A 24,579-nucleotide genomic window follows, 5' to 3' on the forward strand; every position below is an offset into this window, starting at 1 on the left:
TCACTGACGCAATTTTTTCAAAGAATCGCTCAGTGAGCGCCGCCGGAATCGATGCACATCAAGGGAGGGCTACTTATTATTTGTTTGGCGCGCCACGCTGAGGAGGCATGTGAAGAAGAAAAACAAACGAAAACCCCGCCACGGAAGCAGAAATGCCACCACTAACTCCGTCTTGAACCCCTAAAAAATGAAGGCACAGATAGACAACAAACGACAGGGCTACAGAAATCGCTAATTTTGTAAAAAATTGTGTCAGCGTGTTATCTTTTATCATTCTGAAACTCCTTGGTTTACACTCTCAACGACCGCCATAATCACACTCATACCTGCTCCACTATGCTTTCACATACAAAGTGCACGCTTTTAGAACTTGATACTACTGCCCTAAAGAAGTTGCATAAATTAAGTGTACCCTAAGCTAGCCGTCCCAACAACCAAAGGATGATAGTGGCCTCTCGTTAGTAGAGCACCAGAACATCAAGTTTGATCGCTACAGACTTTTAGCGTTCTCCCGACCGTGGTCTTCGGCGATAGCGCTATGCCACCGGCGGACGCTTCATCATCACCGGCTGGTGACGTTGTCAGCCATGCTGGCAGTAAGCACTCATAACCCGCATAGCCCCCGTGATCCATGCCTCACATGCACGAAGGCCACGTCCTTGGACGTGGCCTTCAACGGAGCCGCTTGCGAGAATCGAACTCGCGACCTTTTCATTACGAGTGAAACGCTCTGCCGACTGAGCTAAAGCGGCGTGCCAGCATAGTCTAGCCGAAACACTCCCCTACGTACAAAACCAGCCGTCACCACCCGGGTCACGGACATCCACAGCCACAGAAACCCCTGGTAGACACCTACAAAGAACAGCACTCACGCAGACGCCCCGCCAGCGCATTCAGCGCCACCACGGCGGGAACGTTCACGCCGGAGTTCAGCGTCTCCCGGCATTCCATCACCGCATCAATACAGTGCAGCAACGCCTCCGGGGAGTTCCGGCGCGCCAGCTCCCGCGAGGTGCCCTCCATATCCGGGTGTTGGAAACCGCCCACCGGCTGCACCTTTCCGTCCTGTGCAGCACCGCCAGCGCTGGAAACGTCCGCTCCGCCGTCTGGCGCCACGCCATCAGCGCCAGCGCCAACAACCGCCCCTACCGCCAACATCATCGCGTCCCGATACAACCCCGCCACATCAATCAGCGCCAGATCCAAGAAGTCCGCCGTCTGCCGCGCACGCCTGCGCTTATGCTCCCGCTCCAGCTCGTCGAACTGTCCCTTCGACCCACGCATCAGCTTCGCAGCCCCGCGCCCCTTCGTTCCCACACCCAGGGACGCCTCCAGCGACGCGATCTCCCGCGCCTCCACAGCAGCCAAGGAACTCACGGCCTCCTCTTCCGCTCGTTTCACCAGCTCCGCCGTGAACGCGTACGCCCCCGCCGGCTCATAGATCATCCCCGGCAGTTTCAGCGCAGCGGCCCGCTTCGCTCGCGCCTTCTCCTCCCGCACCAGGTGCCGCGCGCGCCCAATATGGCCCCCAGCCACGGAGGCCGCCCAGTGGGCTTGTTCCTCTGTGAGGGTGAGCTGGGCGTCGGATAAAAGGACGGATTTCACGGCCTCCATCGACGGGGTGGGGACGTACACGTGGCGGCAGCGTGACCGCAGCGTAATGGCAATATCGTGCCGATCCGTGGATGGCGCGCACAGGATGAACACCGTGTGCTCGCTGGGCTCCTCCACGGACTTCAGCAACGCATTCGCCGCCTGCTCGTTCAGCCGATCCGCGTCCTCCACAATGATGACCCGACGCCGTGCCACCGATGGCAACGTCGCCGCCTGCCGAACTACCTCGCGGATCTGCGCCACGGGGATGATCGACCCCTCGGTCCGCACCCAGACGATATCCGGGTGGGAGTCGGTGTGAGCGCTCCGGCACTGCTCACAGGTGCCGCATCCGCCCTGGGGACACACCAACGCCGTGGCGAAAATCTTCGCTGCGACAGTGCGCCCGGAACCAGGTGGCCCCGTAAACAGCCACGAGTGTGTCATCGCCCGCGGGTCGGCAACGGCACGCTCCACGACCTCCCGCACGCTGGGGGAAGTGATGCCGTTGAATACAGTGTCAGTCACACTCGACAGTCTAGTCTTGGTCTCCTACATCGTCAGCTAGGCTTAGGAACATGAGTCAATTCGTCCAGTACCTGAAATGGTCCATGAAGACCGCATGGCCCCTGTACGCATTGACGATTCTGTTCACCAACGGCCTGGGAGCCATGGGCGTGGCGACGTTCCTGCGCTTCCTCATGCCGCTGCCCAGCGCGCAGCTGGTGACGGACATTAACACCACCACCGCCACGCTCTACGCGGCGTATTTCGCGTTCGCGTTGGTGGCCGGGGTGATCACCACACTCATTTTCTTTGCGCCGGTGCTGCGCTGGCAGCGCAACCCCAGCGCTTACGACCCGAACATGATGCGGGACCTGGTGCTGCGCATCCCTACCCTGCAGACCGTGACTGGTGCGGTGCTGTGGGGCATCGGCGTGGCGATGTTTACCGTGGTGGCCGCGCATCAGACCACCCAGTGGGCCATCGCCGTGGCGATCACGGGTGTGCTCGGCGGCCTGATGGTGCAGCTGATGACGTACATGGAGGCACAGCGCCTGGTGCGTCCTGTGGCCGCCCGGGCCCTCATGGCCGGCGCGCCGGATCACTCCAAGATCCTGCCGGTGGGCCGCCGGCTCATGCTCACGTGGGCGCTGACCACCGCCGTGCCCGTGGTGGGCATGCTGCTCGTCCTGTGGGGTGATGACAGCGGGTTCTTCGCCTCCGCCGCCCCCGGTTGGAGCCCCAACGTGCGCCCGGCGTTGATCGCCCTGGCGGGCACCACGCTCATCAGCGGCATGTTCGGCACGTACCTGTTCGGTATGTCCATCGCGGACCCTATCCGGGAGCTCCAATACGCCATCAACAACGTGCGCCGCGGCTCCGTGGACACGGTGGTGCGGATTTATGACTCCTCGGAGGTCGGCGTGCTCCAGGCTGGCTTCAACGAGATGATGCGCGGGCTGCGCGAACGCCAGCGCGTCTCTGACCTCTTCGGGCGCTACGTGGGCACCGAGGTGGCTAAGCGTGCCCTGGAGGAAAAGCCAGAGCTGGGAGGCGAAACGCGGCACGCAGCTGTGTTATTCGTGGACGTTGTGGGATCCACCAGCTATGCGAAGGAGAACACACCAGAGCACGTGGTGAAGGCGTTGAATGAGTTCTTCGACCGCGTGGTGGACGTGGTGCACCGCAACAAAGGAATCATCAATAAGTTCGAAGGGGACGCCGCCTTGGCGATGTTCGGCGCGCCACTCCCCCTCGACGACGTGGCGGGGCACGCGATGGCCGCCGCCCGTGAGCTGCGGGCGGAGCTGAAGGACTTGGAGTTCGAAGCGGGCATCGGCGTGGCCGCGGGCACCGTGGTGGCCGGGCACATTGGCGCGAAGGACCGCTTTGAGTACACGGTCATTGGCGACGCAGTGAACACCGCGGCCCGCATCACGGACCTGGCTAAGGACACCCCGGGCCGCTGCCTCACCACCGCCGCCACCCTGCGGGAGGCGAACGAGGCGGAGCAGGCGCGCTGGACCTTGCTGAAGTCCGTGGAGCTGCGCGGGCGCCGGGAGATGACCCAGCTGGCCCGCCCGATCCGCCCGACCCTGGCGGATCGGGACGGCGAGTAAGCCGCAGCGAGTACGCAGCCGCTTACAGCGACCGCGCAATCAGCTCCTTCATGATTTCATTCGTGCCACCGTAGATGCGCTGCACGCGCGCATCCGCGTAGGCACGGGCAATGGGGTACTCATTCATGAAGCCGTAGCCGCCGTGCAGCTGCAGGCAGCGGTCGATAATCACCGCCTGCTTGTCCGAGGCGATCAGCTTCGCCATGGACGCACGCGCGGGATCCAGGGTGCCCGCAATCAGCTCAGAGATGCACAGGTCCACCAGGGTGCGCACAGCCATGGCCTCCGCCACGCACTCGGCCAGCTCAAACTTGGTGTTCTGGAAGTCGAAGATGGATCGGCCGAACGCCGTGCGCTCCTTGGTGTAGGCGATGGTCTCGCGCAGGGAGGCCTCGATGGCTCCCATGCATCCCACGGCGATGCCCAGGCGTTCCTGCCCCAGCTGCTGCATCAGCTGGTAGAAGCCTTGTCCTTCCTCGCCGCCGAGCAGGTTCTCCTTTGGTACTCGGACGTTGTCGTAGAACAGCTCGGCGGTGTCCTGTCCGCGAAGTCCCAGCTTGTCGAGCACTCGGCCGCGGGAGAATCCTTCGCGATCTGCTTCCACGAGCATCAGGGAGATGCCCTTGGCACCGGAGCCTTCGTCGCCCGTGCGCACCACGGTCAGGATCACGTCGGCTTGCGCGCCGTTGGTGATGAAGGTCTTGGATCCGTTGATGACGTATTCGTCGCCGTCCAGCCGGGCGGTGGTCTTGATGCCCTGCAGGTCCGATCCTGCGCCGGGTTCTGTCATGGCGATGGCGAATACGGTCTCGCCGGTGGCTGCCTTGGGCAGGAACTTCTTCTTCTGTTCTTCGGTGCCGTAGTGGACGATGTAGGGGGCGGTGATGGCCGAGTGGATGGTGTTGCCCCAGCAGGTGTCGAAGATGCGGGCTTGTTCCTCGATCACCACAGCTTCGTGGCCGTAGTGGCCGCCGCCTCCGCCGTATTCTTCCGGAATGGACAGGCACAGCAGGCCTGCTTCGCCGGCTTTGTTCCAGAATTCGCGGTCAACGTGCTTTTGCTGGATCCAGCGTTCCTGGTGTGGGGCGGCTTCGCGCGCGAAGAACTCGTGCGCGAGTTCCCGGAGGCTGTCGAGTTCCTCGTTCATCCAGGGGCTGCGGTGGTCATCGAGTGCGGACATGTGTTGTCTCCTTGATTGTTGTGAATCTGTTGATGGGGTGACGCGGCTACTTCGTGGGCTGCGTATGGTGCCGAACTGCCGCGATGGGGATATTTTTCTCCGACGCCACAGCGTCCCATTCCGCCGCCGTCCTCTGCGCGATGGCGTGCTGGTAGTGACGGTGCTGGAGGCCGAACGTGGGGCCTGCGTCCATGGAAGGCTGGGCGTCGCCAAAGTCCATAACCTCGGCGCAGGCGGCGAGGAAATGGGGTTCGAGTGCGGCGACGGCCACCCACTGGCCGTCTTTGGCCTGGTAGAGGTTGTATTGGGGCAGCGCGCCGCCGAGGAAGGTGCCGGGTCCGGACAGCCCCCAGCGGGCGACGTCCGAGAACTCTTCGGCCATGTCAGCTAGGCCCACTTCGTGGTAGGACCCCACTCCTGTGCTGGTGGCGGTCCAGAGGCCCGCCAGGCCTTCGGAGACTGCCCGTTCGGCCCCGGCGAGGTCGGCGAGGGGAACCGGCGGCATGACCGGGGTGTTATCAGGGCCCAGGGGCAGGGTTCCAGCGTGGGCTTCGTAGGTCAGGTCGTGGCCGGCTTGATCGGCGTGTTCGCCACCGTGTCCCACGATCGCGACCTGCACCAGGTGGGGGTAGCGTTCGTGGAGCTCGCCCCAGCCAAGCCCGAGGCGGGCGAGGGAGGCGGGGCGGGAGCTGGTGAGGAGAAGGTGGGCGTCTGCCAGAAGCTCGTGGAGGCCCTGGATCCCGTGGGGGTCCTTGAGGTTTAGCTCCACGACCTTCTGGCCTGCTGTGAGGTGTTTGTAGTAGGCGGGTGCTTGGGCTTTCATGGGGTCAGCAGCGGGCCCTGGGCCTTCCACTTTGGTGACGTGGGCGCCCAGGTGGGCAAAGCGTTTTGCTGCGATGGGTCCTGGAAGGTTGGGGGCCAGGGTGACCACGTTGAAGGCTGGCACCGCGTTCGGCACATCAGTCATAGGTTGACGGTAGCAATGTGCCGGCAGCTGAGGTGGGGAAATCAGAAAATTTCCTTTTCCTCAGCTTTCCAACCAGCTCCCCGCGAGCCGCCGCCGTTCTCCCCGCGAGCCGCGGCGTTAACCAGCTGCTAGTGCGAGCGCGAGATGGTCCGCTTCGTCAGCGTGGGCGCGCCAGACTTCGTGGCGGACTTCTTCGCCGTTTTCTTGGCCGCCTTCTTCGCGGTCTTCTTCGCGGCCTTCTTCGCGGTCTTCTTCGCGGCCTTCTTCGCGGCCTTCTTCGCCGCCTTCTTCGTGCTCTTCCGGGAGGACTTCGTGGTCTTCCCCGCGGCCTCATCGGCGGCTTCCTTAGCCCGTCGCTCGGACAGCAGCTCGTTGGCACGGGCATCCGTCATCGTCTCCGGGGTATCGCCCTTGCGCAGGGAGGCGTTGGTCTCTCCATCCGTGACGTAGGCGCCGAAGCGGCCGTCCTTCACGCTCATGGGCTTGCCGGAGACGTCATTGTCGCCCAGCTGCTTCAGTGGCGGCTGGGCGGCAGCACGGCCGCGTCGCTTCGGCTCCGCGTAAATGCGGCGCGCCTGATCCAGCGTGATGGTGAACAATTCCTCTTCGCTGCCCAGCGAGCGGGAATCGTTGCCTTTCTTCAGGTACGGGCCATAGCGGCCGTTCTGCGCGGTGATGACCTCGCCATCGGATGGGTCCGTGCCCACTTCGCGCGGCAGGCTCAGCAGTTTCAGTGCCTCTTCCAACGTCACCGTGGCGGGTTCCATCGTCTGGAACAGGGACGCGGTCTTTGGCTTCAGCGTCTCCTCCACGATCTCCTTGACCCGCTTGGCCTTCTGGTTCTGCGCGGTTTTCGTCTCGCGGCTGAGCGGCTTCTTGCCTTCGGCGGCGCGCTCGGCGTCCTGCTGGTCGCGTTCCGCCTCCCACGTCTTTTCCGCCTCCGCGGCGACCGTCGCCTCTTCATCCTCGCCGAGGATTTCAGTGACGTACGGGCCGTAGCGCCCCTCGCGCGCCACGATCTTTCGACCCGACGCCGGGTTCACACCCAACTCGCGTCCCCCCTGAGGGGTAGCGAACAATCGCTCGGCTTCCTCCAGCGTGAGCTCGTCCGGCGTCATGGACTCCGGCAGGTTCGCGCGCTGCACTGTCGGCTCCGCCCCGTCCTCGGAGGACGCAGCGGGGATGATCCGCTCCAGGTACGCGCCATAGCGGCCCACGCGCACCACGATCGGCACACCGTTATCGTCGTTGAACAGGTGGAGGGAATTGACCGCGCGGGCGTCGATACTCTCCAGGCGGTCCCCCACGATCTGCTGCAGCCCGCCCTGGCGAGGAATCGCGGCGGTCGGGCCCTCCGGGCGGTCCTTATCGCCGAAGTAGAACGCCTTCAGCCAGGCCTCACGATTCTCATCACCAGTGGCGATGGCGTCCAGTTCGTCCTCCATGGCGGAGGTGAAGTCGTAGTCCACCAGCGCCCCGAAGTTCTGCTCCATCAGGCCAATCACCGCGAACGCGGTCCAGGATGGCACCAGCGCATTGCCACGCGGCAGCACGTATCCGCGGTCCTGGATGGTGCGAATGATCGAGGCGTACGTGGACGGGCGGCCGATGCCCAGCTCCTCCATTCGGCGCACCAGTGAGGCCTCCGTGTAGCGAGCCGGCGGGTTCGTGGAGTGGCCATCCGCAGTGATGGTGCGCGCCACCAGGTCGTCCCCGGCGGCCATGACGGGCAGACGCTTTTCCGCGTTATCGGCTACGTCGCGGCCCTCGGCGTTCTGGGACACCTCCACGTAGGCCTTCAAGAAGCCCGGGAAGGTCAGGGTGCGGCCCGTTGCGGAGAACTCGCAAGCATCCCCACCGGCGCTGTTGCCACCGATGGTCACCTTCATGGAGGTGCCGCGAGCGTCGGCCATCTGGGAGGCAACGGTGCGCTGCCAGATCAGCTCATAGAGCTTGAACTCCTCGGCATCCAGCTGGGAGGACAGCTGACCCGGCGTGGAGAAAGTCTCGCCGGCAGGGCGGATCGCCTCGTGCGCCTCCTGGGAGTTCTTGACCTTACGGGAGTACTGGCGTGGCGCATCTGCCACAAACTTCGCACCGTAGAGTTCCTTGGCTTGGGCGCGCGCGGCGTCGATACCCGCCTGGGACAGCGTGGTGGAATCCGTACGCATATAGGTGATGTGACCGTTTTCGTACAGGCGCTGGGCGATGCGCATCGTGCGTTCCGACGTGAAACGCAGCTTCCGCCCGGCCTCCTGCTGCAGCGTGGAGGTCATAAAGGGTGGGTATGGGCGGCGCGTGTAAGGCTTCTCCTCCACCGACAGCACGGCCATCGGCTGGTCCTTCAGGCCCTCCGCCAGCTCATGAGCCCGGGCCTCGTTCAGCACCACGGCGTCCGTCTTCAGAGCGCCGTCGTCATCAAAATCGCGGCCCTGGGCAACGCGCTTGCCATCCACGCTCACCAGCTTGGCTTCAAAGGAGCGCGGATCCTGCGTGTGGTCACTCTCCTGGCCGACGCGGAGCGCGTCCGCCCCCAGTGCTAATTCCGCAGACAGGTCCCAGTAGTTCGCGGAGACGAAGGCCATGCGCTCCCGCTCACGCTGCACGATCACACGCGTGGCCACGGACTGGACACGCCCCGCGGACAGGCGCGGCATGACCTTCTTCCACAGCACCGGGGAGACCTCGTAGCCATACAGACGGTCCAGCACGCGGCGGGCCTCCTGGGCATCCACCAGATCATAGTCCAGCTCGCGGGTATTCTCCGCGGCCTCCAGGATCGCGCTCTTGGTGATCTCGTGGAACACCATGCGGCGCACGGGAACCTTCGGCTTGAGCACCTCCAGCAGGTGCCAGGCGATGGCCTCGCCCTCACGGTCGGGGTCTGTTGCCAGGTACAGTTCGTCGACCTGCTTGAGCTTGGCTTTCAGATCGCTGACCTTCTTCTTTTTGTCAGCGCTGACCACGTACAGGGCCTCGAATCCCTTATCCACGTTCACGCCCAGGCGCGCCCAGGGTTCCTTCTTGTACTTGGCGGGCACGTCGGCGGCGCCGCGCGGCAGGTCACGAATGTGGCCCACAGAGGCCTCAACGATGTAGTCATCGCCCAAATAAGGCTGAATCTTGCGGGCCTTCGTTGCAGACTCGACAATTACTAGTCGCTTCACCATATGGGTGGCTCACTCTTCCTCACCGTGCGGAACTGAAGGAGTTTTCTTCCTTATATATTGCATGCACTTCACACGCACTCTTGGCCGTCACAATAACCGAAAATGCTAAGCAATACATTTTCCCTCACCATCGTGTTACCCCGTTCCCCCCTCGGCCTCTCCCTCTCATGGGGTGCTGACCTGCTCTTTTCACGATTTCACGTGGTGGGACACGCGGGGTAGCCGAAGACATAGCAACAGGCCACGCCCACCGGGATGGTGGGCGTGGCCTGTTGCTCGTGTGTCCTCACACGATGAGCGGGAGACTACAGAGCAGTCACGCTCTGAGCCTGAGGACCCTTGGAGCCAGCGCCGACCTCAAATTCAACGCGCTGGTCTTCTTCAAGGGAGCGGAAACCGCCGCCCTGAATCTCGGAGTAGTGCACAAAAACGTCATGAGATCCATCGTCTGGTGCGATGAAGCCGAAGCCCTTTTCTGCATTGAACCATTTCACGGTTCCTTGTGCCATTATGTTCTTACCTAACTGTTGGAGAATCTCCGAAATCCCTTGCGGAGGTGGAGACGTTGTCCATCTTGCCACGTTTGACCGCGCAACCTCTCAACTACGAAGGACCCAGGTGCCAGATTTCAGCCCCGCTAGCCCACCCCGTCAGCCCTCCCACTTTGGCGATGAGCTACTCCAGGAGCTACAGGCACACATGAAAAACTCCACGCTCACGCACGTTCGCCACGAACCGGCGCGCCCATCCCAACCCGTCGATTGGCCACAGTGGACACATCCGGATCTGGTGGCGTACCTGCAGGAATCCGGGATTAACCGCCCGTGGTCCCATCAGGCGCAGACTGCGGATCTCGCGTTTCATGGCCAGGACGTGATCGTGTCCACGGGCACGTCCTCCGGGAAGTCTTTGGCCTACCAATTGCCGATTTTGTCCGTCCTGGGGCAGAAAAATAGCACGGCCACAGCGTTATATATCTCACCTACCAAAGCACTGGCTCAGGACCAACGCGCAAGCATTGCGCGTCTGTGCCGGGGGGCGCACGATGTTACGGAGGCCGTGGACGTCGGTAAAAAAGGCAACGGGAAGGCGCAAGAGGCGGACGATCTAGGCAGCATCATGGTGGCTACCTACGACGGCGACACTCCGCAGGACAGTCGGCGCGTTATCCGCGAGCAGGCGCGCATCATCGTGACGAACCCGGACATGCTGCACGCGTCCATTGTGGGGCGCCCGCAGGCGTGGACCCGCCTGCTGAAGACCGTGCGGTTCATTGTGATTGATGAGTGTCACGTCTATCGCGGCGTGTTTGGCGCGCACGTTTCCATGGTCCTTCGCCGATTGTTGCGACTGGCTCACGCGCAACCCACGGTGATTCTGGCCAGCGCCACCAGCGTGGACCCGGCAGCGCACGCGCGCAGGTTGACGGGACGGACGGCGATCAGCGCCGTGACCAAGGACGGAGCGCCATCCGGCGAACGCACGATCGCGCTATGGGAGCCAGGGCTGCTCCCGGACAAGAAGGGCGAGCATGGCGCACCGGTACGCCGCGCGGCGAACACGGAATCCGCCGAGATCATGGGCAGGATTATCGCGCAGGGTGCGCGTACTTTGTCGTTCGTGCGCTCGCGCCGCGGGGCTGAGCATGTCGCGATGGGGGCGGCGGAGCAGCTCTCCTCGTTGGGCCGATCCCAGGACGCGGTGCGGGTGGCGGCCTACCGTGCGGGATACACCCCGGAGGATCGTCGGGATCTGGAGCGGCGCTTGGACAACGGCGAACTGCTCGGCGTGGCCTCCACCAATGCGCTGGAGTTGGGCATTGACGTAGGAGGCTTGGATGTTGTGGTGACCAGTGGTTTCCCTGGGACAGTCGCGAGCTTCCGGCAGCAAGCGGGACGCGCGGGGCGCAGAGGCCAGGGAGCCTTAGTAGTGCTGGTGGGGGCAGACGACCCGATGGACACGTACCTCGTGCACCACCCAGAGGCATTGCTGGATAGGCCCGTGGAGAATACGGTGTTTGATCCGTCGAACCCTTATGTGTTGGCGGACCATCTAGTGTGTGCCGCGGCGGAAAAGCCTTTAGCATGGGAGGAGATCGAGGCCTGGGGTGCTACTCGAGTGGCCGAGTTTCTCTTGCGAAAGGGGCTGCTCCGCCGGCGGCCGCGGGGCATTTTCGCGGACGTGGAGGCCGCGAAGAGCATCCATGGTTCCGTAAGCATCCGCGGTGGGGCGGCGAAGCAAGTGGCCATCGTCGATAGTTCAACAGGGCGATTGTTGGGGACAGTGGATAGCTCCCGAGCGATCAGCGACGTGCACACCGGCGCCGTGTACGTGCATCAGGCAGAAACGTATGTGGTGGAGCAGCTAGACCTGCAGGAGAATGTGGCATGGGTCAAAGAGTCCATGCCGGAGTACTCCACCAGCGTGAATAAGGAAACGGATATTCGTGTGCTCACCACACGGTCAACGATCAAGCTGGACGAGGGCGTGTGGTTGGCGGATGTGGATGTGGAGGTATCCCATCAGGTCACGAGCTATCAAAAGCGACTACCCGATGGAGAGGTACTAGATGTAGTACCACTGGATGTGCCGCCGGAATCCCTGCGTACACGTGCGGTGGCTTACACGATAGATCCGTGGGTGCTTGAGGATCTTGGGTTGCCCGAGCCCGTATGGCCGGGAACGTTGCATGCTGCGGAGCATGCAGCGATCGGTTTGCTGCCCCTCACGGCCACGTGCGACCGCTGGGACATTGGCGGGGTGTCCACTGTGTTGCATGCGGACACGGGGTTGCCCACAGTGTTTGTGTATGACGGCTATACGGGCGGGGCAGGCTTTGCAGAACAGGGCTTTCGGAAGTTCTCCTCATGGATTCGCGCCACACGTGATGCAGTGGCCGCGTGTGAATGTGAGTCCGGGTGCCCGTCGTGTGTGCAATCACCCAAATGCGGAAATGGCAACGATCCCTTGTTCAAGAGCGGTGCGTTAGTGTTGTTGAGTTATTTGGCGGATGTGGCTGAGTAATTTGGCGGATTGGCTTGCCTGCAATTGTTCTTGCAGCAGCTCTGCCACACACGCGGTCTCACCAACGTACAACACAGTTTCTCTGTCAACACCCCTTGACACGACCCATCCCTCTGATAGCATTTAAAGGCAAAAGAACTGCTGTTCATGTGCCATATCACCAGTGGCACTGTAACCTGCACGCGCTTAACCCTGGCGCATAATCCCTGTTTCCTGTACCCCTCGAAAAAGAATAGCCTTCGACTACTATGTTCCAATATCACAATAGTAAGTACCGCACCTTCTGGCTGGTCCTCTCAATCGCCATCGCCGCTGTAGCTCTTTTCGGTGCATTGCCTTGGACTCCCGTAGCCGCTAACAGCACTGGCCTCCTGTGGGCCATCTTCATCCTCATGGTCGTGCAGTCCTACTCCCTCTATAAGGAAGGCAAGCAGTCCGAGCAGACAACATAATCCCGCGCTTTCCTTCCTTGACCATCCTCTTCTCAAGCACAGTGAGGGAACAGATTGATGATTATGGATTGAAGTGCCCCGGGTTTTGCCCCCCTCCCGGCTGGCGCCTTGTCTTCTATTCTTTTGCAGCCGGGGTTACCGGCCCAAAACTCTTGCTCAACTTCAGTCGATGCACGGTACTCCAAGCTTTGGTGAAGCCGTGACTCGTCCCACCAATTCACCTATTCACACGCCGCGATCTCAACGTCGACAGCGTCCGCGTGCCTCCGGGTATACATGAGTTCATTCTTTGTACGACCCGTTAACATTTTCGACCTGAGCATTTTTCGTAACAATCACCAACTGTGCCGGCAAAAGTCGCAATCCCATATTCAGCCAACCACTGGCTGTAAATGACGCTAACGTACTGGCCCCTTAGTCTTCAGTGGTGATTCAACCAGCAGTTTCCCTAGCGAAGTCACTCATAGGCTGCATTGTGAAGCTTACAGGCACTTATCCCACGGCGGTTTGACTGCCGGCACCCGCGAGAAGTAATGAACCCACCGGCACGGCGCCTCATTCAACGTCAAACAAATAAACTCAACCGAGAAGCGATCCAGATACTCATCGATGAACTGGATCACTTCCGACGTTGTGGGTCGCAAGCTGACGAGAAAAAGTCGAGGCAGCCTTCAACAACTCGTTGGTGTCACGCAACACCCGATTTTCGCGCCGTAGCCCGACGTTTTCAGCAACAAAACCTTCAAGCAGTGGTGCAGCTACTCGGCCTTCACGAGGTTCGACCTCGCGCATTGATGGGCTGTGTGCCATGAGACTCCTAGCTGTGAGGCTAGCGCCTGACATGCGGTCTGCATCGACATATTGTCCATCGCGATGCGGACTTCGATGAGACGGAGCACCCGATCTTTCGCGTCTTGATCAAATCTTTTTAGGCCTTGTCCATATTTTCCCATCTTCTCACACGGAACAAAACCTGAAACAATTCAATCCTTACCGGTACGCTTGGCCGCTTGTACTGCGGCTCACTTCTAGCACATAGATCGGGACACTGCCAACAGTCATGTCATTCGCTTGATGCTCTAGCTCGCCTTCTGCTGGGCGCATTAATTCGAACTTTTCCGCTCGCGTTGCTTCACAGCGAAGAAGGCGGCTGCTTTTAACAGAAACTCGTAATCCAGCTGTGATTCAGCTAATTCACGGGACAGCCTAGCGTTTTCTGCACGTAGGTCAGCAAGACTCCTGTCATCATCCAAGCCCACGCGTTCTCGCTCGTTTTTGACCAATCTACACAGCAGCCCGTTCGAAACGCCGTTCTCTTCAGCAAATCGGCTAGTTAGTATTTCAGAATCAATGACAAGCAGAGCCTTCCGACAGAGCTTAAGGGGTGTACTTCTTCCTCTAATGTCTATTCACACTGAAAACCCTCTCTCGGACACAAAATTCGCATTCCTCGGGCGTCCATTAAACGAGCGGTAGCCTTACTAACGAAAGTAAACCTTGCTGCACATTAACAATCACTTACATGAAGAGCATGCTAAGCACAACATAGAAGCATAATGCCACCAGAAGTCCGGCGATGGCCAGAAGAATCGGATTAACCCCTTCTTCCTTACCGCGCTTTTCCGCCAGATAATCAACATACAGTGTAGATAGAATACCGGTAGACCCGGAGACCATCAGCAATGCAGGTATCACTCCACTATGAAACTTTAAAACGGCAGATCCGATTAATAGCACCATAGAGATGATCCAGAGGCCGAGCATCGGATGAAACATGCGCCTCATTCTTGCTTTAGACATAGTTACCTCATTGACAATTCACTTAACTTTTAGCAACTCCTAACAGCTCCTCCCTTAACACTGCGAACCCACACCCCACCAGAAAGCGCCCACCGCCGCTCCCGCAGCAGCACCTGCAGGACCGCCCACGGCTGCTCCCCACAGAGCAGAATGAGCTATACCAGCAATACCTGTTGCCACTTGGCATGAGTTAGGCTTCTTCCTTAATGCTTCAGCCCCCTCTTCCGCATCCCCATTCTGTACATAACTTCTTAGTTCACTAAGCTTAAATTGGTAATTCTCGCCATTATCCGCCGTAATCCGGATAGAGTCAGCCACAGCATCAACTTCCACTGTAGCTTTTACTCCATTCTCCAGGATGATATTCTGAGTTGCAAAAGAATTGTAATCACCAATAATTTCGCCCTCAACGATCTTGTTAGCAGAAGAAGGTGTTTTAACATTACTGTAAGTTTGCTCGAAATTACCACTAGGACCGGCAGTCGCAACAGGGGTTAACAGCGCAAAACTCAAAATGGAGGCAATGGTCGGCGCAGAAAGCTTATACAACTTAGACATACAGAAAACCTTCCTATCTCGAATGAATCTGTTCACTAAACGAACATACCAGACCGAAAGTTCATACACAAGAATCACGTAGAACTTGTGATCAAAACTCCTGTTGGGTAAGCATTCCCGAATTGCTAGCTGGCGTCGCTGCCGCACGCATTGTGCCGAGAATATGCGATCAAAGAAGTGCCGAAACGTCGATGGACAACCCCGTCAGGAACGTTTGACTCCATATTTCTAGCCAAGCCAACGTGCGGGCTACTTGGGATCAAACTAAAGAGGTCATAGAGTTCCACACCAAGCGTTTTCCCGAAATAGCGACCTATCTGGAGAAGTCTTTGGATAGAATCCTCACATGCACCTAAACTATTAGGACAAGATTCTGGTTCGACAACCTGGCTGAGTCGCTCAACAGGGAAATACACCGGCCCACCGGTGTTGTGGAAATCTTCCCTAATCGGGATGCCGTCATCCGGCTGGTCGGTGCAGTAATGGCGGAACAGCATGATGATTGAATCAAGCACAAGCGCTACATGTCACTGACCAGCCTGACGCACGCCAAAGACATCATCACCGCTGGCGTCATCGACAACCGATACCTCCAAGGAGCAAACAACCGTGGCATGATCACAGCCCACCACCATCGCCGTACAGGACACTGAATCCAGCCCTAACACTGTCCCTAATTCAGAAAGGACAGATACACCACATCCCCGTACTTGCCCCTCAGTCCTCACCGAAGGCACAAGCAGAACAAGTCGTCCAGGAAATGATCAATGCCCTGGAGGGCGTGGTAGACAACACGGGGGCAGTTACGCGTTCGAAGACCGATCAAAGAAAAGACGCGGCATGGTGCCACGGTTCCCCTGGAGTTCTTCTCGGCTTCACGATCGCTTTGGAAAATGGATTTCGAACAGCCCCGGAAGTTCTCCACAATCTAGCCCGATATGTCCGTCAGTGTGGCGTCGGTCATATTTCAACGGTATGCCATGGAGACCATGGATCACTACGTGTTCTGAAACGGTACGCAGAGTTAGTGGACGATGAGGCACAGGTGGCGTCGATGCACAAAGAGATCGTGAACCGCTCAAAATACATCGCAATAAGGAAAAGGACTGACTACGAGGACAAGTATTCCTCCACGGACTCCCTCATGCTCGGAAGAGCGGGGGCCATCCTCACGCTACTCCACGAGCTTGATCCACGAGAATACCCGGACGTCACAAGCCTGGGAATATAAAGACAAACTCCTTGCACCGCATTGAGACTCACATAGGCGGCGAAGTTGCGAGGCAATTATCGTCCGAACCAACAAAGCAACCGCCGTCAGGAGGGTTCCTAGATCAAGTTCGACAAAAGCGCCGCCGTCATCATCAAGGCAAACAACGATGACCCACGCGGTACACGTATCTTCGGCCCAGTGACTCGTGAGCTTCGCGAGAAGAAGTTCATGGAGATCCGCGTCTCCTGGGATGCTTCTGCAACCATGAGGGGTGAATACCACCGGCCAACACGCGAAAGATTCACCCCTAAAATCATCCCACTTCCCCACCGTTGACGTTATAGTCACCGTATGATGATCTCCTTTTCTCTTCGACGCCGAGGTTCACGTATCACCGCTTCCCTCGCCGCGGCATCAGTATTGTTCACGGGAGTTGCTGCGCCTGGCGTGGTGAGCCCTCCTAGCGCCCAGGCTCAGTCTTCTGAGTTTTTCGGTTCCATTGCCGACATCACGCCAGGCAGTCTGGTGAAGTCCACGCCTGCGATGGCGGATGTGCGCCCTTATTCCAAGCCCACGGCCGATTCCGGTTTGCGTATCCCGAATGCATCCGAAGCGCAGGGTCGCACGGGTGTGCCGTTGGGTGAGGTGGACTTGGATCCGATGGTGGGCCTGGCGCAGGCGGCTGTTCAGAAGCGCTTCGTGTATTCCACAACGAATCAGCATGGTGAGGTTGCAACCAGTACGGGAGCAGTGTTCCTCCCGGCTGGCCCTGCTCCTGAGGGCGGCTGGCCTGTGTTGGCGTGGGCTCACGGCACCGTGGGTTTGGGAGACCAGTGTGCGCCATCGATCAACCAGCGAAGCCCTCGGGATGCAGAGTATCTGAATCACTGGCTGTCCCAGGGTTATGCCATTGTTGCGACTGACTATGCTGGCCAGGGCACTCCTGGGCTGATGAGTTACTTAAACGGACAGGCCGAGGCGGACAGCGTGGTGGATTCCGTGATCGCGGCGCGCGCCTTGGGCAGCATGGCCAAGGACGGCTCCTCGTTGCTGTCGCATCGCTGGGCAGTCATCGGACAGTCGCAGGGCGGCGGTGCCGCATTGCAGGTGGCGCGTTTGGCAACGCAACGCAGCACCCCTGCGGGTCTTGATTTCCGCGGAACCGTTGCCACGGGCGCACCCGCATATGTGGAGGAGATTGTCGCTGCGGGAGGCCCTACATTCCCGCCGGTGACGCTTCCCACTGGGCTGAATGTGTACGCGCTGTACATCCTTGCTGCCCTGCGGGAGGCGCGTCCCGATATTGATGTGAACTCCGCACTGAACGAGCAGGGTCGGCGCATGGTGGACGCCGCCGAAACCGCATGTTTAGGTGAGCTTTCCGAGGCCATGAAGGGCGTGAATATCGCCCATGGGTTCTCCAAGCCGTTGCGTTCTGTGCCGGGTCTTGTGGACGCGGCACGGTCCATGATGGCCACCCCGGCGTATGGGTATGACCGCCCCGTGTTTGTGGGCCATGGGCTGAAGGACATGGATGTTCCCACACCCATCGGGCTGTTGCTGAACACCGATATGTGGTTCCAACAGTTCAACCTGGATGCCCGCGCCCGCAACACGCGTGTGGAGGTGCGCTGGTATCCCACGAATCACGGGGACACGGTCTTTGCCTCAGTTCCTGATTCCACTCCTTTCCTCCGCTCGATTTTCAACTAGCGCGCTGGGGCATCCGGCACGCTAGAGCCCAGTTCGCCGGGGCCACCCGGCGCGCTGGGGTCACTTGGCTCGCTAGGCCCGGCAACGGCGCCCGCCATGCGGCCCCACCGAGAGACCTCCACACGAACATCCTCACCAATGACCTCACATGCTTCTAAGGTCGCATGGTTCTGGTCAGCGAAAGCGGATGCCGTGGCACAGGGGTCTTCGGTGTCTCCAGTGGACAGCGCTGTTGCGGCAGCGATGGCGGTCATATCTGCGGCAAGCTGTGCCTCCTGGGCGGCGGACAGCAGCTTCACGCCAGAGATAATTCCTATGCTCAGTGCGATGAGCCCAAGGATGATGCTGGCTCCATATGTTGTGCTCATCGCGCTGGCCCTTCTAGCTCGCGCGGTAGATCCCCGTCGGGTTCTGCCGCGCGGGGCTCTGTAATGGTCACGGCTTCGCCATGCACATCGAACAGCGCTGCGTGCCGAGTCACCTGGACCCGCACTGCCTCGAGGTCCCCCACTGTGGTTGCGGAAACTGTGACCCGCGCATCGGGACTGCGCGCGGCGACTACTGCCGTTCCGTTGTTGCCCAGCGCTTCGGCGCGAGCAGCGTCCCGAGCCAGGCTGGTCACCGCCGCATGCTGTGCCAGAGTGATGAATCCTCCCACTAGCGTTCCCGCGGTCAGGGTCAGGGCGCTCAACACCACAGCGCCTTCGATTGTGTTCATGGTGCCGTTGTCACTTTCTGCTACTTGCCACCCTCGTTAAGGGCTCGTTCGAAGATTCCGCGCAGTGCATCTTCCACGGCTCCAGAGGTGACGACCGTATAGAGCAGCGCTCCCAGTGCGGCTGCTGCCACACAGCCCAGGGCGTACTCAATGGTGGACATGCCACCCTCGTCGTCGATGTGTTCCCGGCAGGCTTTCAGAGCACGTGCCCACATCCGAACGATGAGATTGGGATGGAAGAGCGCTGGGTCCACGTAGTGGTTCTCGTCAGGCGTGGGCTCTGCCGAAACCGGCTCAGCCAGCGCAGTCTTGCTCACAGCCAGTTCAGCCAGAGCAGGCTGCCCCAGAGCAGGCTTGGTCATGACGTCTTCGGTCGTCACGGGGTCAATCGTGATGGACATGGTGTCCTTCCTTTCAGTGTGTGTGGTTGATATGTCAAAGAGATCAGAGGCTGCGGCCATGCACGGCATGCGCGCGCCATGGATGCGTCACGGATGCACCATGGATAGATCCACGGGTAAGTCACAGCCCTGCGAGTCCAAGCGCCAAGGGAATAAGTCCCGTCACTACAAAGGCCGGAAGGAAGCAGAGAGTCAGTGGTGCTGCAAGAACCACCAGCATCTTTTCTGCCGCCTCGGTTGCCTTATCCAGGGATAGTTTCCGCAGGTATTCCGCATGGTGTGCCATAGCATCCGCCAGCATGGCCCCTGAGGTGGACTGTTGCGCGGCCATCCGCGCAATCGGCCCGTAGAAGGGGTCTTCTGCCAACTGTTCCCATGCGCTCGCTCCCGCACCGAGGTGAAGAAGCGCGGGTATTACCCGGACTGTCGAGCGGAACCCGTCCTCCTCCGGCACGCAAGCGCTGGTGCTGACGGCAAGCTCCCAGGCGTGGACAAGCGGAGCGCCTGCACGCAGTGCTGCGGCAACGAGGTCCAGCACGCGTGCTGCGCCAGTGGGATCGTGGGGCCCGGCGCGCCGCCCCACTCCACCGAGCACGGTGGCTGTGAGCGCCTCGGCCCACAGGACCCCGGCACAGGCCAAGAGTGTTCCCACTAGGCCGAAAAGGCTTCCCAGGATGGACTGCGTATAGAAGCTGACCGTCCCCAACCCTAGGGACTGCCCGAGAATCACAGCACCCGGCGGCAAGCTCAGCAGCACCACGACCGTCAGGCGGGCACCACCCATAGCGCTATGTGTTTTCGAATGATGCGCTAGCCGCGCCTCCAGGTCGCGACAGAACGTATCCAGCAGATCGCCCAGGCCTATTCCGTGTTCGGCGGCAAGAGCCCACAACACCAGGAAGCGTTGTTCGGCCTCTCCCCCGCCATCGGCAGGGTCGATGGCACCTCCCATCTCGTGGATACACGCAGTCGTGCGCATCCTGTGGGCAAGTTCCTGTCCGCGTTCCTGCGCACGCTCGCTGGACTGCATCGTGCTGCAGGCCGCATGGACTGCGGTGGGGATGCGCGCACCCGCGTGGCAATCCCTGGCCACCAGGCGTGCAAACTCAAGGAGCACGTCGATCCCCTGTCGCGCGCTGCGATCGTCGATTATTCTGCGGCCTACTTTCCATCCCACGTACCCCCACAGGCTTGCGCAGAACATCCATATCAGCACAGTCATGGGGCACTCCTCTCGCTATCGCGCTGAGCTCGCTGCCGCTGGATTCGTCCCACAACATCGCCAGCATCCACAGATGACTGATGAATGCTCCACACCGGCTCCACCGTCAGGACAGGGGCGCCGTCCCCGCTGTGGGAAGCATGCAGCGTGGAGATGTCTGTAAGCTTCCGGCCCTGCGGCGTGCGTTCCACGTGCAACAGCACGTCGATGCCGTCGAGGCTTTGCCGCACCAGGGAGCGCGGAGGCATGTCAGCCATCGCCCCCAAGGCTTCAAGCCTTCCCGGTACTGCCTGGGGGTCGTTAGCATGCAGGGTCCCAGCGCTTCCTGGATGCCCGGTGTTCAGTGCAACCAAAAGGTCAGCTATTTCCGCGCCACGGATTTCCCCCACGATGATCCGGTCGGGTCTCATGCGCAGGCACTGTGTCACCAAGCGCCCCATCGGAATATCGCCAGCCCCTTCGGCATTGGCCCGACGCGCGGTCATGGCAAGACAATGCGGATGCTCGGCAATAATCTCAGGGGTGTCTTCCACCAGGATCATGCGTTGGTTGTCAGGGACCTCCCCCAGAAGCGCTGTGAGTAGTGTGGTTTTTCCTGCTCCAGTTCCGCCGCTGATGAGGATGTTCATCCGCTGCCGAACGAGCTGTCGCAGCACCATCCCTAGTGCAGGTGACATCATGCCGTCCCGGACGAGGTCTGCAACATGGCTATGCCCTCGGTGCAGTGCTCGCAGGCTGATGCTTGCCCCACCGTCCATGGGTGGCGCGAGGGCCGCGTGGACGCGTACGCGTCGAGCAGGGATCCCCTCCGGCAGGTCTGTGAGCACTCCGTCGGCAAAAGGCATGGCATTGTCCAGCCGAGCACCACACCGAGCTGCCAGTCGCACCGCCAATTCCCGAGCCTGCCCTGGCGGCACGGAGGGCATCTCCGCTATCTCTAGCCCCTCACCGCGGTCAATCCAGATGCTCCCATCGGGATTGACCAGCACATCGGTGACGTCGGGATCCATGAACAGCTCCGTCAGGATCCCCAGGCCGGAAAACTCGCGATGGAGCGTCCGCAGAAATTCGACGCCCCCAGCGCCGCCTTCACCTCCGCCGTCCTGCTGGGCGTGCCCGCCGAACTCAACCAGGTCTTCGGGGCCTACGTGGCTAATTCCGCGCTCAGCTAGGGCTCGGCGTACGGCGTCGATGCTCATGGTGCTCATGCCGCACCGCCCTCGTCGGTAGCGCGGGCCGCATCGTCACCGCGGAGCGCGTCGTCACCGCGCGGCACGTCTGCTCCGAGCAGCTCCTTCACGAGCAGCGTGTGGTCCTTCTTCCATTCCTGGACCAGACTGTCTGCCGACCTCACCAAGGAATGCCCGTCATGGAGGAAGTGCTCCGGCTCCCCCTTGTTCAGCGCTCGGGCCACCGCGGCATCCGAGCGCACTGTGCGCATGCGGTAGCGCTGCAGAATCACCGGCATGAGCGAGTGCGGAACGTCCGATCCGGCGAAATCTCGCACCACTACCAGGGGATCCACGCCCCACTGATCGGCCAGGCGGTCGCACAGTCTCTTCGCGTACATCAGGCCTGGCACGGTGGCTATGGTGACGACGACGTGGGCGTCGGGGACCATGCCTGAGAGATCATCGCTGGAGTTGCCACCCGGTTCTCCAAAAATTGTCAGAAAATCGTCGCTGCCTGGCCTCAGAGTCCCACAGTCGGCAACACACGCGGCGCTGTCCAACAGTGCTGGCTGCTGCCACTGTGTCCCGGCCTGGCCAATAATGGGTATCTTCCCGATCCTCGGAGCACGAGACAGCAACTGTATGTAGTTGCACTCCAGCAATGTGCGCACCCCCAACTCCGACACACTATGCTCCTTGCCCAGGGCGATATCGACGCCGAGAGACTGCGGGCTGGCGTCGAGCACTACGGAGGGATAATCGCCACTCAGCGCATGCGCAAGGCACACGCTGAACACCGTGGTGCCCGCGCCACCCACGGCACCATAGACAGCAATCAGGGGCAGGTCATGCATCCCCACCAGGCGAGCAAGATCCAGCGCACCACCCTGGGACAACGGGCGTGGCACCTGCGTGGAATCAGGGGCCACATCGATCGCGCGAATCCGCGGATGGTGCTGCAGCGGATTCGGACGGTCGTGGATCACAATGGCCGCAGCACCTCCGGCTCTGCGGCGAGCGCCACTGCTCCGCACATCATCCAGGCCTTCGAGGGCTGCATGGATCCGGTCCACGGCCTGCGGAGTTGCGGCGGAGAGAAGCGTACGGCCCGTGGCCGCCGCGATCATCTGTGCTTCTTCCAACCACTGCGCGTCCTGCACATCCACGATGACCGGACGTGCGTCCGCTGCGCGTGTGTTCGTTGTGCGTATCTCCGCTGCGCGCGGGCCACGCTCCTGCACCTGTGGTGTTGCGGCATGACGTGCCATCACGTTCCCCCAAACGTTGGTCGATCGTTACTGTCCCGCTGCCATCCCCTTATGCGGCAGCGAGCCTTATGAACTTGAGTGACAGGTTCCAGTCTTGCCCATCGTCAAGTAACTACGGAAGGGGTACGTGGAAATCTGTGGATAACTCGTCATAGCGCCCCTTTTTGAGCCAGTTGGCTGTGAATAACACATGTGCAGCACCACCCGTCCATCACGCACGCACCACCCGCGCGTTACACAAGTGACAGCAATGGCGCATGTGACTGATGTGACATAGAATACGAATCGTGCACCCAAAAAATGTCACCACCACACACCCCACGAAAGTGCTGGCGATTTTCGACCTCGACAAGACGATCATCAACACCAGCGCCTCCCTGGCCTACGGCCGCCCCTTGGCCGAACGCGGGCTCATCACCACCACCGAAGTGATCCGCATGATCGCCATCCGCAGCAGCTTTATGCTCACCACCCACGACCAAGAAGACCTCAACGCCACCAAAGAAGCGCTGGCCTCCATGATCAAGGGCCGCGAAGCCGAACCCCTCAAGACCGTGGCGCGCGAAGCCCTTCACGACGTCATCATTCCCTATATCTACGCCGAAGCCCACGAGCTGCTGGAATGGCACCGCGAACAGGGCCACACCATCGCCATCGTCACGGCTTCACCATCCGTGGTGGTGGAACCGATCGCCGAAGAATTAGGCGCAGACATCCTCATCGCCTCCGAGCTGGAGGTAGAAGACGGCCTCTTCACCGGCAACGTCACCCTGTTCAACAAGGGCGTGACAAAGGTGCATCACATCCAGGACATCGCCCAGGAACACGGCTTTGACCTCTCGCAGTCCTACGCCTATTCGGACTCCGGCACCGACGTACCCATGCTGGAGCTCGTCGGCCATCCCACCGCCGTGAACCCCGACCGCGCACTGAAGAAAGTTGCCGCCGAACGCGAGTGGCCCATCGTGAACTTCCGACGCCCCGAGCCGATCACCCAGAGCAACGTGGCCGTCCTCGCCGGCGCCGGTGCCACCCTCGCCATCCTGGGCGCGGTGGCCACAAGCGTGACCCTCTGGCTGTTCAATCGGGATTCCTCGTCCAGCGATGGCTCAGGCCAGGCGGACGTGACCCCGGACGCAGCCTAGCGCTACACACACGCGCTAGGCTTTCGTACAATCGCTAGGCCTTCGCATCCGCGATGGACTTAGCCTCCAGCGTTCCCTCGGCAAGTCCCTCGGCGTGGAACACGATCCACTCGGCCACGCCCTCAGCCGTGCCAGACGCAAATCCCTTCGCTTTGGCCTCATACTCATCCCGATGGCGGTTCCACCACACCTCCGGCACGCCCAAACCGCGCGGATCCAGCCCGGTGGAAATCGTCGCCAAACGCGAACACGCGCGCGCCGTCACGCCGTTGGCATCCGCAAAAGGCTGCAGTGCCAGCAACTCCCCGTGAATCACCGCCGTCAGCACTACGGCGTTCACCTTCGTGCCGCCAGTGATGAAGGATCCCAGCAACTGCAGGCGACCATCCGCGTCCCTCCGCGGGCGCCCTGGCACCAAAAACTCGGCGGATTGCGCTGCCTTTTTGCGGAAGTCCTCGTCGCTCATCTGCGGGCTCGCCACGGAATTGATTTTCGCAATGACCTGCAGCGGTGCGCGTCGAAACGTTGTCTGCGTCTCCGTGATCCCATCCGGCGCCAGCAGCTCCGCCGCGCGCAACGCACCCGCCAGGATGGGGTCGTTGACCTGCCCATCCTCCGGCAACCAGGGGGTTCCGCCGTCAATTTGAGCCGACGCCCTAGCTCCCCTCAAGACAGCCTCCGACCCCGTCACATCCCAGCCACGCAGGTTCGCCTTGTGGCGATGGACACGGGAAATAAAATCCACGGCTTTGTCCACGGCCTCGGGCACGCCCGGCAGCTCTGCCAGAGGTGCCAGTGGGTCGGGAGCGGACGCTGTGCTTGAGTTTTTTTGGCTCATGCACCGCAAGTTTAGTCAACCA

At 60.7% G+C, this 24,579-nt stretch carries 21 protein-coding genes, 1 tRNA gene and 2 pseudogenes; 7 read left to right on the plus strand and 17 right to left on the minus strand.

What is annotated here, in order from left to right; all coding sequences use genetic code 11:
- Window positions 1–76: 76 nt before the first annotated feature.
- The 3 genes from GC425_RS05385 to GC425_RS05395 form a co-directional block, all read right to left on the minus strand.
- Complete coding sequence (locus GC425_RS05385; protein ID WP_151843583.1) at window positions 77–274, minus strand: hypothetical protein; 198 nt, start codon at window positions 272–274, stop codon at window positions 77–79.
- A 405-nt stretch (window positions 275–679) separates the two neighbouring features.
- Window positions 680–752 (minus strand) — tRNA-Thr (locus GC425_RS05390).
- A gap of 100 nt (window positions 753–852) precedes the next feature.
- A complete protein-coding gene (locus GC425_RS05395; protein ID WP_151843582.1) occupies window positions 853–2,121 on the minus strand; it encodes a DNA polymerase III subunit delta' in 1,269 nt (422 codons plus the stop codon).
- Window positions 2,122–2,171: 50 nt separating this feature from the next.
- Here GC425_RS05395 and GC425_RS05400 point away from each other — a divergent pair, with 50 nt between their 5' ends.
- Window positions 2,172–3,716, plus strand: a complete 1,545-nt coding sequence (locus tag GC425_RS05400) for an adenylate/guanylate cyclase domain-containing protein (protein ID WP_151842914.1) — start codon at window positions 2,172–2,174, stop codon at window positions 3,714–3,716.
- Window positions 3,717–3,738: 22 nt separating this feature from the next.
- Here GC425_RS05400 and GC425_RS05405 read toward each other — a convergent pair whose 3' ends face one another.
- The 4 genes from GC425_RS05405 to GC425_RS05420 all read right to left on the minus strand — a co-directional run bounded on the left by GC425_RS05405 (window position 3,739) and on the right by GC425_RS05420 (window position 9,542).
- Entirely contained in the window at window positions 3,739–4,896 is a 1,158-nt protein-coding gene (locus GC425_RS05405) for an acyl-CoA dehydrogenase family protein (protein WP_151843581.1), read from the minus strand.
- Between the two features lie 46 nt (window positions 4,897–4,942).
- Window positions 4,943–5,863 carry a CoA transferase gene (locus tag GC425_RS05410; protein ID WP_151843580.1) on the minus strand — a complete coding sequence of 307 codons (921 nt, stop codon included), beginning with the start codon at window positions 5,861–5,863 and terminating at the stop codon, window positions 4,943–4,945.
- A 128-nt stretch (window positions 5,864–5,991) separates the two neighbouring features.
- Window positions 5,992–9,033 (minus strand): type I DNA topoisomerase, encoded by a 3,042-nt coding sequence (gene topA / locus GC425_RS05415; protein WP_257822332.1) that lies wholly within the window; start codon window positions 9,031–9,033, stop codon window positions 5,992–5,994.
- Between the two features lie 305 nt (window positions 9,034–9,338).
- Window positions 9,339–9,542, minus strand: a complete 204-nt coding sequence (locus GC425_RS05420) for a cold-shock protein (protein ID WP_151842910.1) — start codon at window positions 9,540–9,542, stop codon at window positions 9,339–9,341.
- A 190-nt stretch (window positions 9,543–9,732) separates the two neighbouring features.
- Here GC425_RS05420 and GC425_RS05425 point away from each other — a divergent pair, with 190 nt between their 5' ends.
- The gene (locus GC425_RS05425; protein WP_192930335.1) at window positions 9,733–12,057 is read left to right on the plus strand and encodes a DEAD/DEAH box helicase; all 2,325 of its coding nucleotides are present in this window, start codon (window positions 9,733–9,735) and stop codon (window positions 12,055–12,057) included.
- 1,055 nt (window positions 12,058–13,112) lie between these two features.
- On the opposite strand, the gene GC425_RS05430 is transcribed toward GC425_RS05425, so the two are convergent.
- The 3 genes from GC425_RS05430 to GC425_RS05445 form a co-directional block, all read right to left on the minus strand.
- Window positions 13,113–13,319 (minus strand): hypothetical protein, encoded by a 207-nt coding sequence (locus GC425_RS05430; RefSeq protein WP_231699643.1) that lies wholly within the window; start codon window positions 13,317–13,319, stop codon window positions 13,113–13,115.
- A 708-nt stretch (window positions 13,320–14,027) separates the two neighbouring features.
- On the minus strand, window positions 14,028–14,285 hold the full coding sequence (locus tag GC425_RS05440) for a hypothetical protein (protein ID WP_151843574.1): 258 nt from the start codon (window positions 14,283–14,285) through the stop codon (window positions 14,028–14,030).
- A gap of 78 nt (window positions 14,286–14,363) precedes the next feature.
- Window positions 14,364–14,867, minus strand: a complete 504-nt coding sequence (locus tag GC425_RS05445) for a hypothetical protein (RefSeq protein WP_151843573.1) — start codon at window positions 14,865–14,867, stop codon at window positions 14,364–14,366.
- 380 nt (window positions 14,868–15,247) lie between these two features.
- Between GC425_RS05445 and GC425_RS09955 the strand changes: the two are divergent.
- From GC425_RS09955 to GC425_RS05465, 4 genes and pseudogenes are all read left to right on the plus strand, one after another.
- Window positions 15,248–15,370 (plus strand): annotated as a pseudogene (locus tag GC425_RS09955) (transposase); the annotation flags it as partial.
- Window positions 15,370–16,098 (plus strand): lanthionine synthetase LanC family protein, encoded by a 729-nt coding sequence (locus tag GC425_RS05455; RefSeq protein WP_257822337.1) that lies wholly within the window; start codon window positions 15,370–15,372, stop codon window positions 16,096–16,098. The pseudogene GC425_RS09955 and the gene GC425_RS05455, both read left to right, overlap by 1 nt.
- Before the next feature lie 49 nt (window positions 16,099–16,147).
- A pseudogene (locus GC425_RS05460) lies at window positions 16,148–16,317 on the plus strand (uL14 family ribosomal protein); the annotation flags it as partial.
- A gap of 210 nt (window positions 16,318–16,527) precedes the next feature.
- On the plus strand, window positions 16,528–17,793 hold the full coding sequence (locus GC425_RS05465) for a lipase family protein (protein WP_257822339.1): 1,266 nt from the start codon (window positions 16,528–16,530) through the stop codon (window positions 17,791–17,793).
- Here the strand turns inward: GC425_RS05465 and GC425_RS05470 are convergent.
- From GC425_RS05470 to GC425_RS05495, 6 genes are all read right to left on the minus strand, one after another.
- The gene (locus tag GC425_RS05470; RefSeq protein ID WP_151843571.1) at window positions 17,790–18,161 is read right to left on the minus strand and encodes an Rv3654c family TadE-like protein; all 372 of its coding nucleotides are present in this window, start codon (window positions 18,159–18,161) and stop codon (window positions 17,790–17,792) included. The genes GC425_RS05465 and GC425_RS05470 overlap by 4 nt on opposite strands.
- Window positions 18,158–18,511 (minus strand): hypothetical protein, encoded by a 354-nt coding sequence (locus GC425_RS05475; RefSeq protein ID WP_151843570.1) that lies wholly within the window; start codon window positions 18,509–18,511, stop codon window positions 18,158–18,160. The genes GC425_RS05470 and GC425_RS05475 overlap by 4 nt, the downstream gene beginning before the upstream one ends.
- Window positions 18,512–18,531: 20 nt before the next feature.
- Complete coding sequence (locus GC425_RS09890) at window positions 18,532–18,912, minus strand: DUF4244 domain-containing protein (protein ID WP_308240241.1); 381 nt, start codon at window positions 18,910–18,912, stop codon at window positions 18,532–18,534.
- Window positions 18,913–19,033: 121 nt separating this feature from the next.
- Complete coding sequence (locus GC425_RS05485) at window positions 19,034–20,134, minus strand: type II secretion system F family protein (protein ID WP_151843569.1); 1,101 nt, start codon at window positions 20,132–20,134, stop codon at window positions 19,034–19,036.
- A complete protein-coding gene (locus GC425_RS05490; RefSeq protein WP_257822342.1) occupies window positions 20,131–21,342 on the minus strand; it encodes a TadA family conjugal transfer-associated ATPase in 1,212 nt (403 codons plus the stop codon). The genes GC425_RS05485 and GC425_RS05490 overlap by 4 nt, the downstream gene beginning before the upstream one ends.
- The gene (locus GC425_RS05495; protein ID WP_151843567.1) at window positions 21,339–22,574 is read right to left on the minus strand and encodes a hypothetical protein; all 1,236 of its coding nucleotides are present in this window, start codon (window positions 22,572–22,574) and stop codon (window positions 21,339–21,341) included. The genes GC425_RS05490 and GC425_RS05495 overlap by 4 nt, the downstream gene beginning before the upstream one ends.
- A 287-nt stretch (window positions 22,575–22,861) precedes the next feature.
- Here GC425_RS05495 and GC425_RS05500 point away from each other — a divergent pair, with 287 nt between their 5' ends.
- On the plus strand, window positions 22,862–23,719 hold the full coding sequence (locus GC425_RS05500; protein WP_231699640.1) for an HAD family phosphatase: 858 nt from the start codon (window positions 22,862–22,864) through the stop codon (window positions 23,717–23,719).
- 34 nt (window positions 23,720–23,753) lie between these two features.
- Here the strand turns inward: GC425_RS05500 and GC425_RS05505 are convergent, their stop codons facing one another.
- Window positions 23,754–24,557: a Fic family protein gene (locus GC425_RS05505; RefSeq protein WP_151843565.1), complete on the minus strand. Its 804-nt coding sequence runs from the start codon at window positions 24,555–24,557 to the stop codon at window positions 23,754–23,756.
- Window positions 24,558–24,579: the final 22 nt, after the last annotated feature.

This window comes from Corynebacterium sp. zg254, from assembly GCF_024701495.1.
GTDB classification, from domain to species: Bacteria; Actinomycetota; Actinomycetes; order Mycobacteriales; family Mycobacteriaceae; genus Corynebacterium; species Corynebacterium zhongnanshanii.